Genomic DNA, 12,671 nt, shown 5'->3' with positions numbered 1-12,671 from the left:
GGTTGTTGCTTCGATAATGGGCGTGTTCACCTCTCATTGGATTGCTCACCAAATTTTGCGTCTAAATTCGGCAAGTGAAGCGATCGCATCTGGCAATTTAGATCAAACAGTAGAAACTAGCAGCATTCGAGAACTTAATACTTTGTCCAACTCTTTTAACCACATGGCAGGACAACTGCGTGAATCGTTTACTGCCCTGGAGAAAAACAAGGAAGAACTAGAAGACAGAGTAGAAGAGCGCACTACTGAACTCAAAAATGCTTTGGAGGAATTGCAGCGCACTCAATCTCAAGTTATTCAAAGTGAAAAAATGTCTAGTTTGGGACAATTAGTTGCTGGAATTGCCCACGAAATTAATAATCCTGTCAACTTTATTCATGGCAACCTCGACTATGTGCAGGAATATACCCAGAATTTATTAGCGTTTGTGCAATTGTATCAGGAACATGATTCTAATCCTGCTATTGAAATTCAAGCTGCTGCTGAAGAAATAGAGCTAGAGTTTTTGCAGGAAGACTTGCCAAAAATGTTGACTTCCATGAAAGTGGGTACTGATCGCATTCGCCAAATTGTACTATCGCTGCGGAGTTTTTCCCGCATGGACGAAGCAGAGTTGAAAGCCGTTAATATTCATGAGGGCATCGACAGTACTCTGATGATTTTGCAACACCGCTTTAAAGCTAAACCAGAACAACCTGAAATTCAGGTGATTAAAAACTACGGCAATGTACCCCTAGTAGAATGCTATGCCGGACAACTCAACCAAGTGTTTATGAATATTTTAGTGAATGCAATTGATGCGTTAGAGGAAAGAAATGCTAAACGTACCTATCAAGAAATTGAGAACAATCCCAGTCAAATTAAGATTCGCACATCGGTAATTAATTCAACATTGTTAGAAGTGGCGATCGCTGATAATGGAGTCGGGATTTCCCAAGAGTTTCAGCAACGAATATTCGATCCATTTTTCACCACCAAACCCGTTGGCAAAGGAACGGGAATGGGTATGTCTATCAGCTATCAAATTATCACAGAAAAACACGGCGGTAAACTAGAGTGCTTCTCAACTTTGGGAGAAGGAACCGAGTTTATCATTCAGATTCCTCTGCGGCTAAAGAAAGGTTCATAAAGTTGTTTGAGATAATTAAGTTACCCTACAGCAAACTCTGTATACTGCCTGACATGAGGTGCATGATATGCTATCACAATATCTTGCTTAGGCACTCCTAGACTCACGAGTTGATCTGCAATCGCCTCTTCTGTTCCGTCATGTTGCACCCAAATTTTTTCATCCTTAATATCTACGTGCAGCACACAACCGTAAATCCTGGTATTGCTATCCTTCCATCCCAGGTGTACAAGCTGATAGTGGTCTTCTGTAGTATCAAAAATAGTTTGACTTTCTATTGGATCACTCCCAGAACGCAACTTTGCGCGCGCTGTCAATAATCTCTGAATTAGTTGGCGATACAAATTTAGCTTATCCATTGTGCAATCTCCTGTTTTTCTGTGTCGTATACCAAAATCGGAATTTGGTTACGCCTAATGACCGTTTGAATAAATGGATACTTGAAAAATCGCTTATAAACGTCGAGGGGAACTGCTAAATACAGCCGCCGTTCTAGATCGTCATCTTCTAATGCAATGCGGTAGTTAATAAATTGTCCAATTGCAGTATGAAACTCAGAAATCGTTGAGGCTGCCAAAAATGTTTTGATCTCAACTGGATCTTTTGATCGTCCTTTGTCGCTGCTAGCAACGGTTCTGCACCCAAGTCGATGTAAAAATCAACAAACCCCAAATCAATGTGGTAAGGATCATGAGTAATTACCCACCGTTCATTCTCAAGAGCAGTTCTGACCAGTTGATGAAATGTATCTCTTGCAGACATCGCGGACGGCTAACTAGAAGGATAAAGCCTTTGCCTAAATTCTATCCTGCATCACACTTAAACAGCAGAATTTGTAGATACGAAATCGTTTGTCGTGCTCTTCTCCTGTCGGAGACGCTACGCGAACAGGATCTTGCTACGCGCAACCTCATTTACATGATCGAGTTTTACAAATTGTTTTGAAACAGTTCTAGAATATGTTTCCAAGCATCAGGAGCAGCTTCGGGGTTGTAACTTGGGTTCTGGGTGATGAATGGGTACTGATCTTTGAAGAATCCGTGGAAGAATCCATGTCCGGCATCGTATCGGAATACACGATGATTTATCTTATGTTTCTTTAATTCTGCTTCAATTTGCTCGTTTTCCTCTTGCGAGACTAATTCATCTCTTGTACCAAAGAACGCATAGATAGTACCTTTAATTTCCGAGGTGCGATTAATGGTTGGAGTGTCTTCACCATAACTAGCAGTCGTAATTCCACCACCGTAGAATGAAGCTGTTGCTTTGATATTGGGTAAGGTTGCAGCCATATAAGCAACATGACCGCCAAAACAGAAACCAATGGCACCAATTGCGTTATCTTTGACATTGGGTAAAGTCTTCAGGTACGTAATTGTAGCTTGAATATCGCTTAAAATTTCTTGATACTTTACTTGTTGATAGTATTGCAAGCCGATCTGATAACCTTCTGGGCTAAACCCAGCATATTCTTGGCTATACTCAACCCCAAAACCAGGAGCAAGACGTTGATACAACGCGGGTGCTATTGCTACATAACCTTGCTTAGCGATTAGTTCGGTGATATCTCGAATATTCCTGTTGACTCCAAAGATTTCTGGAAAAACTATAACCGCGCCAAAGGTTCCCTTTTGTGCTGGTTGGGCTAAGTAAGCATCGATTTGTAAGTCATTGTTAGGAACTTTGACATAGGAAGTGTTAATTTCGATGTCTGTTGTTTCTACCATCTTTGTTTCGGCTGATTTTATACCAACTCATCTATTCTGACTGTTTTTTGACACAGATGAGCGATCGCTACACGACTAACTTGCGGGTGTTGATGCCAAATATCTCCGTTTATCCGTCAAATTTCTAACTTTTGAATAGATGGCATCTCAAACTTATGTATAATGCTAAGGGTTTTCGATTTGTGCGATCTTACATAGAGTAAGCATAAAGACTCAAAATTAATAACCACAAAAAAACAATGCCCGATCAATCATTTAGAAATAACATTCCAGAAATAGACCCAACAGAGATTGAAGATACTCGAGCTGCGATCGCCGACGAACATGGCTCGTTTTTAGAAAAGGTGATGGTTAAAGCCGGATTTGCAGATCCTTATGACGCAAGAGACTTTACCGAAGTCGTGTTTCGCGTTATGCGCGACTTAATGACCACAGAAGCCAGCGATCGCGTCGAGTCCGAACTGCATACAGAAGCTATGTCTACGGATGAAAAAGCACTCCAGTTTGAAGTCTCTGATCTCTGGAAAGACACTAATCCGCTCGTGGGATTTTTGAGCCGGATTCGTAAACCTTTAACAGGGCCAGCCCCCCTTGGAATTGATTCCAATTTATTTCTGAGGCGGGTTGCTAATGAAGGAGGACTCCCAGGAACAATTGAGGTGGAGCAGGCAATTAAAGCGGTGTTTTCTGCCACTAAAGAGGAACTTTCCCAAGAGCGAATTCAGGAAATTGCTGGCTGGCTTCCTGATCGTATCCGTCAGCTTTGGGAACAGGCTTAATTAAAGCTAGAAGTCAAGTCTGTTTGTAGATGATATTACAAACAGGCTTTTTATTAATTCGTAACTATCAATTTAAAAGAGCGATCGCACTCATAATTATCTTAATTTTTACTCAGACAAAATAATTGGAATCAAGTGTTGCTCAATTTCTTGGATGTAGGCTGTTAAACCTGCATGAACACCTCTTTCACGTATATGATTAAATTTAACTCCGCTTATAAACCATCTCCATCCTCAACTTCTCAATCTCCAACTTCAACTGTTCATTCTCCATCCTCAAATTTGCATTCTCCTCCCTAATCAACTCAACTTCATTCCTCTTACTCAAAGCCTGATTAATTGCCAACTTCCGCATATCTAGCGAGAACCAACGCTGATAAGTTTGCGTGTGAACTTGCACACTATGCCCTAAATTATCAGCCGCAGCTTTAATTGGGATTCCCAAAATATGCGCCCGAATTGCCCAAGCGTGACGTAAATCATAGGGTTTAAAATCCAATCCTATCTTACGAAACCACCAACTAACTCGCTGTGTTAATGCCGTTATCTCAGCATGATTAGTGTTATCTTTTTTAGCGATCGCACCCTTTAACATCTCTAAATATTTAGGATTTCTCAAATCAAAATCATCAATCCATTGTCTATATAATGGTAATGCTTCTCTTTCCCCAGTCTTACAATCCTTATGGACTTTCCATGTCAAATCTAAATTTTCTTGACTCAACCACCAATCAACATCAGGATTAATAAAAAGTTCCCGTGGACGTAAACCAAAAACTGCTAACATTCCATAAGTCCAGCGCCAAAGTTGCCAGCTATATTGAACATTTTCATTAACTTGATTACCTCTGTTATTAAGATAATCTTCAAACTTAATAAACCCCTGAGATATTTCCGCATCCGTCGGTATATTCCTGGAATTATTCTCAGGCATTTTGGAATATTTAGATAAATCAATTTCAATTTTGAATGTCACACAAAATGCAGCGATCGCTCTGGCTGCATTATACTTAGCCCATTCCTTATCAATTTGCTCAATTGAAGTGATTAGATTTTGGGCGATCGCTAAATCTTTGGCATTAGTGAATCGTTTAGTTCGGGAAAAGTAATAAAAAAAAGTATGTTCGCTTTTGGTTGTGCGTTTGTGAGTTTTAAAATACTCTTCTTTAAATTGTTCGAGTAATTCTCCTATAGTTTTAAATTCTTTTTTAATTGCCTCATTACCTAAATATTTATCATTCCATTCAAAATTTTTACGAGCAATTAACTTCCCTAATTCATAAGCTTCTTCCTCAGCCGTCTTGAGTCCATCTAAGTTAGAAGGAATATTCAAACTGAGATTGTATTGCTTTCTCCCAGTACCATTTGTATCTTTGTCTCCCGGTTTAATTGGTAACGTCGCCCGTAATTGCAGACTTCCATTCGATTCCCTAATTGTCACCTTTGCCTTTGCAGACTTCAAACGCAGATTAACTTTCTCTAATTCTAGTAGTACTTTCGTTCTCATATGTTCTTTTTGCTGCTGTGCTTGCAGAGATGAGCAAAAAATGGATCTAGCTTAGGACAACATTTAGATGATGGGTAAGTCCTGAACCTGATTAGGCATCGCTGTTTTTTAGCCTATATTTAGTCTAAAAATAAATGTGCTATCAGCGAACAATGTTTATCGCTGACACTGTTTACTGCAAACATTAGGCTATTGAAAAGAATTAAACCATAGAAAGGATTACTCCGGCCCTTATCACGGTTACGATGGTTTCGCCATTTTTGCACGTGACATGGACTTGGCACTCAACAGCCCAACCTGGGGATTAATTGGCGCTCCTTGGAATGAAAAAGCTCAGGCTAAGAAGGCTGAAGCTCAGGCTAAGAAGGCTGAAGCTCAGGCTACCGCCGCCGTTTAGGGAAATGGGAGAGAGAGACTAAGTAGGGATAGCCTGGGGCTAAAACCCCAGAGGGGAGTTGGGAATCCAAAATTCAAAATTAAAAATGAAAATTAATTTTGGTTTTTGCATTTTGAATTTTGAATCATATTCCCACTCCCGCCTCAAATCCTCATTCCTCAATAAGTAAAGAATTCAGTAAGCTTGGAGATCCAAAAATGCCTCAGAATCCAGAAAAAATTCAAGACCACGTAGAGTTATTCCACCAACCGGAGTACCAACAGCTATTTGAAAACAAAAAGCAGTTTGAAAATGGTCACGAAGGCGAAGAAGTAGAACGGGTTTCAGAATGGACGAAAAGTTGGGATTATCGTGAAAAAAACTTCGCTCGTGAAGCTTTAACCGTTAACCCTGCTAAAGCCTGCCAACCATTAGGAGCAATCTTTGCTGCTGTTGGTTTTGAAGGTACTCTACCTTTTGTTCAAGGTTCTCAAGGTTGCGTTGCTTACTTCCGCAGCCACTTAACCCGCCACTACAAAGAACCATTCTCTGGTGTGTCTTCTTCAATGACTGAAGATGCAGCCGTGTTTGGTGGTCTGCAAAACATGATTGACGGTTTGGCGAACTCTTACCAACTCTACAAGCCCAAGATGATTGCTGTCTGCACCACCTGTATGGCAGAAGTAATTGGTGATGACTTGCAGTCTTTCATCAACAACGCCAAGGAAGCTGGTTCAGTTCCTCAAGATTTCCCAGTACCCTACGCTCACACCCCTAGCTTTGTTGGCTCCCACATCACTGGTTATGACAACATGATGAAGGGAATTCTTTCTAACCTGACAGCAGGTCATAAGAAAGAAACCAGCAATGGTAAGATCAACTTCATCCCAGGTTTTGACACCTACGTAGGGAACAACCGCGAAATCAAGCGGATTGCTTCCTTGTTCGGCTTAGACTACACCCTTCTAGCTGACAACAGCGACTACCTGGATTCACCAAACACAGGTGAGTTCGATATGTATCCAACTGCTACAAAGCTAGAAGATGCAGCAGATTCAATTAATGCTATAGCTACGATCGCTCTGCAATCACACTCTACCCTCAAAACCCGCGAATACATCGAAAAAGAGTGGAAGCAACCAACCGCAGTTTGCCGTCCTTGGGGTATTAAGGGTACTGATGAGTTCTTGATGAAACTCAGCGAACTAAGTGGTATACCAATTCCTCAAGAATTGGAAATCGAACGCGGTCGTGCAGTTGATGCCATGACTGACTCCCATTCATGGATTCACGGCAAGCGCTTCGCGATCTACGGTGAACCAGATTTAGTATACTGCGTAGTTGGCTTTATGCTAGAAATGGGTGCTGAACCTGTGCATATCTTGGTTCACAACAGCAACGAAGTATTTGAAGCAGAAATGAAAGAACTGCTTGCTTCTAGCCCCTTCGGTAGGAATGCAACTGTTTGGCCTGGTAAAGACCTGTGGCACATGCGTTCTTTGATGTTCACCGAACCCGTAGATTTCCTTGTTGGTAACACCTACGGTAAGTACCTGTGGCGCGACACCAAGACTCCCTTAGTGAGAATTGGCTACCCCATCATGGATCGTCACCACTTACACCGTTACGCCACCATTGGTTATCAAGGTATAATCAACCTCCTCAACTGGACTGTAAATACCCTGTTTGAAGAAATTGATCGCAACACCAACACTCCTTCTAAGACAGATATTTCCTACGACTTGATTCGTTAGGAATTGCCTAGACGTACTGCGTGTTATACCATTTCACTTTAATAATGATACAAATACGTTGGTAGGGGCATGGCAATGCCATGCCCCTACGAGAAATCTATGTGTATCAAGGTTTTCGTGAAATGGTATTAATCAAGGGCGGAAAATAATTCGTAATTCGTAATTATGAATTATTTTCACCTTTTTCTTTCTAGCATTTACCTGAGGTATTAAAGAAATGGAAACTATCAATCATACTCACGAACACACTCACACTCATCCTAATTACCATCCACCTAACTATAAAAAACCAGGGAAGTTCAACAATCTTCTCAATCCTTTGCGCCGTATGGTGGATGGAATTCAGGTTAAAAATAATCGCATCGCTCATCTAATTTGCCAAACAATTCCTTGTTGTTGTCCTTTTGAGCGACAATTTAAATTATTTGGACGGTCTATTGATATCCCACCACTGTGTAAACTCAATCCTTTATATGACGAATTTGTAGGATTGCGTTTTCGTGCTCTATCTTACCTCGCTGATGTATGTGGAGAGGATGTCACAGAATACATTTGTTAGTCATTAGTCATTAGTCATTGGTCATTGGTCATTGGTCATTAGTAGAGACGCGATTAATCGCGTCTGTACAATAGTCGATTCAAATGACAAAGGACAATTAACAATTCAGTACGAGAAGAGACATGAAAATCACCCAAGGCAAAATCAACGAACTGCTCACTGAGCCAGGATGCGAGCATAATCAGCACAAACAATCCGAAAAGAAAAACAAATCCTGCGCTCAACAGGCACAACCTGGCGCGGCTCAAGGGGGCTGTGCCTTTGATGGTGCAATGATTGCCCTAGTACCGATCGCAGATGCAGCGCATTTAGTCCACGGGCCGATCGCTTGTGCTGGTAATTCCTGGGGTAGTCGTGGTAGTCTCTCCTCTGGCCCTCAACTCTACAAAATGGGCTTTACTACTGACTTGGGTGAAAATGATGTGATCTTCGGTGGCGAAAAGAAGCTCTACAAAGCGATTCTGGAACTCAAAGAGCGCTACCAACCAGCAGCAGTATTTGTTTACGCCACTTGCGTCACTGCCTTAATTGGTGATGATATTGATGCTGTCTGCAAAGCTGCTGCTGAGAAAATTGGTACTCCAGTAATCCCGGTAATTGCTCCGGGATTCATTGGTAGTAAAAATCTGGGCAACCGTTTTGGTGGTGAAGCTTTGTTAGAATATGTTGTCGGCACAGCAGAACCGGAACATACAACACCCTATGATATTAACTTAATCGGTGAATACAATATCGCCGGGGAAATGTGGGGAGTAACACCACTGTTAGAAAAATTAGGCAGTCGTATTTTGTCTAAAATTACGGGCGATGCTCGCTACAATGAAATTCGCTACGCCCACCGCGCCAAACTCAACGTGATGATCTGCTCACGAGCGTTGCTGAACATGGCGAGAAAGATGGAGGAACGTTACAACATTCCCTACATTGAAGAGTCTTTCTACGGCATCGATGATATGAATCATTGTCTGCGAAATATCGCTGCTAAATTAGGTGACGCTGATTTACAGGAGCGCACAGAAAAGCTGATTGCAGAAGAAACGGCTGCTCTAGATTTGGCACTGGCTCCCTATCGCGCTCGACTCAAAGGGAAGCGGGTTGTTCTGTATACAGGTGGTGTCAAGAGTTGGTCGATTATCTCGGCTGCTAAGGACTTGGGGATTGAAGTTGTTGCTACCAGTACTCGCAAAAGTACTGAGGAAGATAAAGCCAAAATCAAGAAGTTGCTCGGCAACGATGGCATTATGTTGGAGAAGGGCAACGCTCAGGAATTGCTACAAGTGGTTAAAGACACTCGCGCAGATATGCTGATTGCTGGTGGTCGTAACCAATACACCGCTTTGAAAGCTCGAATTCCTTTCTTGGATATCAACCAAGAACGTCACCATCCTTATGCAGGTTATGTGGGGATGATTGAGATGGCGCGGGAACTGTACGAAGCTTTGTATAGCCCCATTTGGGAGCAAATACGCAAACCCGCGCCTTGGGATAGCGAAGCGTTAGCGAGTCTTAGAGCGTCTGAGGAGGTAGCTTAATGGCTCTTATACCCTCGTTCCTAGACTCAGGCTGGGAACGCATTCCTGAAGGCTCTGCCTTCTTTTTAAAGCAGATGAGGCGGAGCCTCACTGTTAGCATTCCCCGGCGGAGCCAGGGAACGAGAAAGTCTGCCCTGTGGAATGAGGAGGTAGTTTAATGGCGATCGTCACCGTTTCTAACAAAGCACTGACTGTTAATCCCCTCAAGCAAAGTCAAGCTTTGGGTGCAACCTTAGCCTTTTTGGGATTGAAAGGGACGATGCCTTTATTTCACGGTTCTCAAGGTTGTACTGCTTTCGCTAAAGTTGTCCTAGTGCGACATTTCCGGGAAGCGATTCCCCTAGCTACGACAGCGATGACGGAAGTTACTACTATCTTGGGTGGTGAAGATAATGTGGAGCAAGCAATTCTCACTTTGGTAGAAAAGGCTAACCCGGAAATTATTGGTTTATGTAGTACTGGGTTGACGGAAACTAGAGGAGATGACATTGAGGGTTTTCTTAAAGAAATCCGCGATCGCCATCCTGAATTGAATGATTTAGCGATCGTTTTTGCGCCTACCCCAGATTTTAAAGGTGCGTTGCAAGATGGCTTTGCTGTTGCTGTGGAAAGCATAGTTAAGGAAATTCCTCGCGCGGGTGGACTCAGAACTGAACAAGTGACGATTTTGGCGGGTTCTGCCTTCACACCTGGAGATGTACAGGAAATCAAAGAGATGGTTACAGCCTTTGGGTTAATACCGATTTTTGTACCTGATCTTGGCGCTTCTCTAGATGGACATTTAGAGGATAATTATAGTGCGGTTACAGTCAGTGGAACTACCTTAAAACAGCTACGAGAAGTAGGTAGTTCTGCTTTCACCTTGGCATTGGGTGAAAGTATGCGGGATGCTGCGAAGATTCTGAAAGAACGGTTTGGTACACCTTATGAGGTGTTTGGCGAACTGACTGGATTAGAACCGGTAGATGAGTTTATCCAAGCATTGGCGATTTTGAGTAGTAACAGCGTACCCGAAAAATACCGCCGCCAACGTCGTCAGTTGCAAGATGCGATGCTGGATACTCATTTTTACTTCGGTGCAAAACGAGTTTCCCTAGCGCTGGAACCAGATTTGCTGTGGTCAACAGTGCATTTTTTGCAATCGATGGGAGCGCAAATTCATGCGGCGGTGACAACCACGCGATCGCACTTACTAGAAAAACTCCCGGTTAAGAGCATCACTATCGGCGATTTGGAAGACTTTGAGAGTTTAGCAGACGGTTCTGATTTGCTAATTGGTAACTCCAATGTTGGTGCGATCGCAAAACGGCTATCAATTCCTCTTTATCGTCTAGGATTGCCCATTTATGATCGCTTAGGTAATGGTCAGTTTACCAAAGTTGGCTATCGAGGCACGATGGAACTTGTGTTTGGCATTGGCAACCTGTTTTTAGAAGCAGAAGAAGCGAGAGTTAAGCAGTTCCAAGAGTTAGGAATTGTGAGCGCAGAGTTTTGAATTCTTTCTTGTAAATTCAAAATTCAAAATTTTAGAGAGGAGAATTACGATGAAAATTGCCTTTACGACGAGTGACCGAGTTCATATTAATGCTCACTTCGGATGGGCAAAAATGATTGATGTTTACGAAATTTCTAATGAAGGATATCACTTCGTAGAAACCCTGAATTTTGAAGGCGAACTCAAAGAAGATGGGAATGAAGATAAAATCAACCCAAAACTTGAGGCAATAGGCGACTGTACGATTATTTATGTAACAGCAATTGGTGGTAGTGCAGCTGCTCGGTTAATTAAGAAAGGTGTCACTCCAGTTAAGGCGCGATCGGAAGAAGAAGAAATTAGCGAAGTGCTAAATAAGCTAGTAAAAACCCTCAAAGGTAATCCTCCACCTTGGTTGCGTAAAGCTTTACAGCCAAAATCTACAAACTTTGCCGATGAAGTTGAAAATGAAGCAACAGTATGACCACAAATAATAGTGTTAACGGAACTGCTACAACTGAAGTCTTGAACTCACCTTTTCTTAAGGTATTAATTAAACAAATCCGTGGTCAAGACAGTTATGGAGTTTATCGTAATTGGTCGGATGATTTGATTCTCAAACCCTTTATTGTCACCAAACAAAAGAAACGGGAAATCTCCGTTGAGGGCGAAGTTGATCCAGTAACTCAAGCTCGGATTATGGCATTTTTTCGGGCTGTAGCTGCTGGCATTGAACAGGAAACAAGTTTGATATCCCAGGTTGTAGTTGATTTAAGTCATGAAGGATTTGGCTGGGCGCTAGTTTTTTCTGGTCGTCTTTTGCTAGCTGTGAAAACCTTGCGAGATGCTCAACGCTTTGGCTTTGACTCGCTGGAAAAATTAGCAGAAGAGGGAGAAAACTACGTCAAAAAAGGTATTGATTTGGCGAAGCGATTTCCTGAAGTTGGCAATATTTAATTAGTCATTAGTCATTGGTCATTGGTCATTAGTAAAAGACAAATGACGAAGGACAAATGACAAATGACAATTGAAGAACTACAAGGACAAATCAGACGGCTTAACAGCAAAGCTGGTCAAATGAAAATGGATCTGCATGATTTAGCTGAAGGGCTACCAACAGATTACAAACAACTTATGGATGTTGCAGCCGCAACTTATGAAATCTATCGCCAGTTAGATGAACTTAAGCAACATCTAAAAAAAATGGAGAATGCTAAATGACTGGAACTATTGATCAATTCAAGCAGCTTATAGATGCAGAAGAATTTTTTCAATTCTTTAACCTATCCTACGATTTAGAAGTTGTAAATGTAAATCGTTTACATATTCTCAAAAAGTTTTCTCAATACATGAAGGAAATTGATGATAATTCTCCTGACTTGAGTCAAGAAGAGAAATTAAATCAATATTCTTTGGCTTTGCAAAAAGCCTATCAAGTATTTATCGAATCAACACCCCACGAACAAAAGCTGTTCAAAGTGTTTAACGACAAGCCGAAAAATGTAGTCACACTGACAGAAATCACTTCTGATTAGGAGGTATAAATTGGTTAACCTAACGCCTACCGAATTAGAACGCTATCGTCGCCAAATGATGCTTCCTAATTTTGGCGAAACAGCACAGAATCGCCTGAAGTCAGCGACAGTTCTGGTTACAGGTGTGGGGGGATTAGGCGGTACGGCGGCTCTTTACCTAGCAGTAGCGGGCGTTGGGCGGCTAATCTTAGTCCGGGGTGGTGACTTGCGGCTAGATGATATGAATCGTCAGGTTCTTATGACTGATGATTGGGTAGGTAAGCCAAGGGTATTCAAAGCTAAAGAAACTCTGGATGCGA

At 41.9% G+C, this 12,671-nt stretch carries 14 protein-coding genes and 3 pseudogenes; 13 read left to right on the top strand and 4 right to left on the bottom strand.

Annotation, left to right across the window (positions count from 1 at the left end; translation table 11 throughout):
• On the top strand, positions 1-1,129 hold a 1,129-nt coding region (locus tag ACEW80_RS22865; RefSeq protein WP_373528789.1), incomplete at its 5' end, for a sensor histidine kinase.
• A gap of 20 nt (positions 1,130-1,149) precedes the next feature.
• Here the strand turns inward: ACEW80_RS22865 and ACEW80_RS22860 are convergent.
• The 3 genes and pseudogenes from ACEW80_RS22860 to ACEW80_RS22850 form a co-directional block, all read right to left on the bottom strand.
• Entirely contained in the window at positions 1,150-1,488 is a 339-nt protein-coding gene (locus tag ACEW80_RS22860; protein WP_373528788.1) for a XisI protein, read from the bottom strand.
• A pseudogene (locus tag ACEW80_RS22855) lies at positions 1,476-1,891 on the bottom strand (XisH family protein). Before ACEW80_RS22855 ends, ACEW80_RS22860 begins: the two are co-directional and overlap by 13 nt.
• A 167-nt stretch (positions 1,892-2,058) precedes the next feature.
• A complete protein-coding gene (locus tag ACEW80_RS22850; protein ID WP_373528787.1) occupies positions 2,059-2,856 on the bottom strand; it encodes a dienelactone hydrolase family protein in 798 nt (265 codons plus the stop codon).
• A gap of 239 nt (positions 2,857-3,095) precedes the next feature.
• On the opposite strand from ACEW80_RS22850, the gene ACEW80_RS22845 reads away from it, so the two are divergent.
• A complete protein-coding gene (locus tag ACEW80_RS22845) occupies positions 3,096-3,635 on the top strand; it encodes a DUF2267 domain-containing protein (RefSeq protein WP_373528786.1) in 540 nt (179 codons plus the stop codon).
• A gap of 205 nt (positions 3,636-3,840) precedes the next feature.
• On the opposite strand, the pseudogene ACEW80_RS22840 reads toward ACEW80_RS22845, so the two are convergent.
• A pseudogene (locus ACEW80_RS22840) lies at positions 3,841-5,187 on the bottom strand (site-specific integrase); the annotation flags it as partial.
• A 163-nt stretch (positions 5,188-5,350) separates the two neighbouring features.
• Between ACEW80_RS22840 and ACEW80_RS22835 the strand changes: the two are divergent.
• The 11 genes and pseudogenes from ACEW80_RS22835 to ACEW80_RS22785 all read left to right on the top strand — a co-directional run.
• Positions 5,351-5,539 (top strand): annotated as a pseudogene (locus ACEW80_RS22835) (hypothetical protein); the annotation flags it as partial.
• A 197-nt stretch (positions 5,540-5,736) separates the two neighbouring features.
• Entirely contained in the window at positions 5,737-7,272 is a 1,536-nt protein-coding gene (gene nifK / locus ACEW80_RS22830; RefSeq protein ID WP_373528785.1) for a nitrogenase molybdenum-iron protein subunit beta, read from the top strand.
• 217 nt (positions 7,273-7,489) lie between these two features.
• Complete coding sequence (locus ACEW80_RS22825; RefSeq protein WP_373528784.1) at positions 7,490-7,831, top strand: Mo-dependent nitrogenase C-terminal domain-containing protein; 342 nt, start codon at positions 7,490-7,492, stop codon at positions 7,829-7,831.
• 122 nt (positions 7,832-7,953) lie between these two features.
• Positions 7,954-9,363 (top strand): nitrogenase iron-molybdenum cofactor biosynthesis protein NifE, encoded by a 1,410-nt coding sequence (nifE, locus tag ACEW80_RS22820; protein WP_373528783.1) that lies wholly within the window; start codon positions 7,954-7,956, stop codon positions 9,361-9,363.
• Entirely contained in the window at positions 9,363-9,521 is a 159-nt protein-coding gene (locus tag ACEW80_RS22815; protein ID WP_373528782.1) for a hypothetical protein, read from the top strand. The genes nifE and ACEW80_RS22815 overlap by 1 nt, the downstream gene beginning before the upstream one ends.
• Positions 9,521-10,858: a nitrogenase iron-molybdenum cofactor biosynthesis protein NifN gene (nifN, locus tag ACEW80_RS22810; protein WP_373528781.1), complete on the top strand. Its 1,338-nt coding sequence runs from the start codon at positions 9,521-9,523 to the stop codon at positions 10,856-10,858. Before ACEW80_RS22815 ends, nifN begins: the two co-directional genes overlap by 1 nt.
• A gap of 49 nt (positions 10,859-10,907) precedes the next feature.
• On the top strand, positions 10,908-11,321 hold the full coding sequence (gene nifX / locus ACEW80_RS22805) for a nitrogen fixation protein NifX (RefSeq protein WP_373528780.1): 414 nt from the start codon (positions 10,908-10,910) through the stop codon (positions 11,319-11,321).
• Positions 11,318-11,794 carry a NifX-associated nitrogen fixation protein gene (locus tag ACEW80_RS22800; RefSeq protein ID WP_373528779.1) on the top strand — a complete coding sequence of 159 codons (477 nt, stop codon included), beginning with the start codon at positions 11,318-11,320 and terminating at the stop codon, positions 11,792-11,794. The genes nifX and ACEW80_RS22800 overlap by 4 nt, the downstream gene beginning before the upstream one ends.
• 63 nt (positions 11,795-11,857) lie before the next feature.
• Positions 11,858-12,058 (top strand): CCE_0567 family metalloprotein, encoded by a 201-nt coding sequence (locus ACEW80_RS22795; RefSeq protein WP_373528778.1) that lies wholly within the window; start codon positions 11,858-11,860, stop codon positions 12,056-12,058.
• A complete protein-coding gene (nifW, locus tag ACEW80_RS22790) occupies positions 12,055-12,372 on the top strand; it encodes a nitrogenase-stabilizing/protective protein NifW (RefSeq protein WP_373528777.1) in 318 nt (105 codons plus the stop codon). Before ACEW80_RS22795 ends, nifW begins: the two co-directional genes overlap by 4 nt.
• A gap of 10 nt (positions 12,373-12,382) precedes the next feature.
• The coding region (locus ACEW80_RS22785; RefSeq protein WP_373528776.1) for a ThiF family adenylyltransferase at positions 12,383-12,671 on the top strand (289 nt) is incomplete at its 3' end.

It is taken from the genome of Nostoc sp., assembly GCF_041747015.1.
Taxonomy (GTDB): Bacteria; Cyanobacteriota; Cyanobacteriia; order Cyanobacteriales; family Nostocaceae; genus Nostoc.
The sequence above is the reverse complement of the archived record's forward strand: the minus strand, read 5'-3'. Positions and strand labels throughout refer to the sequence as shown.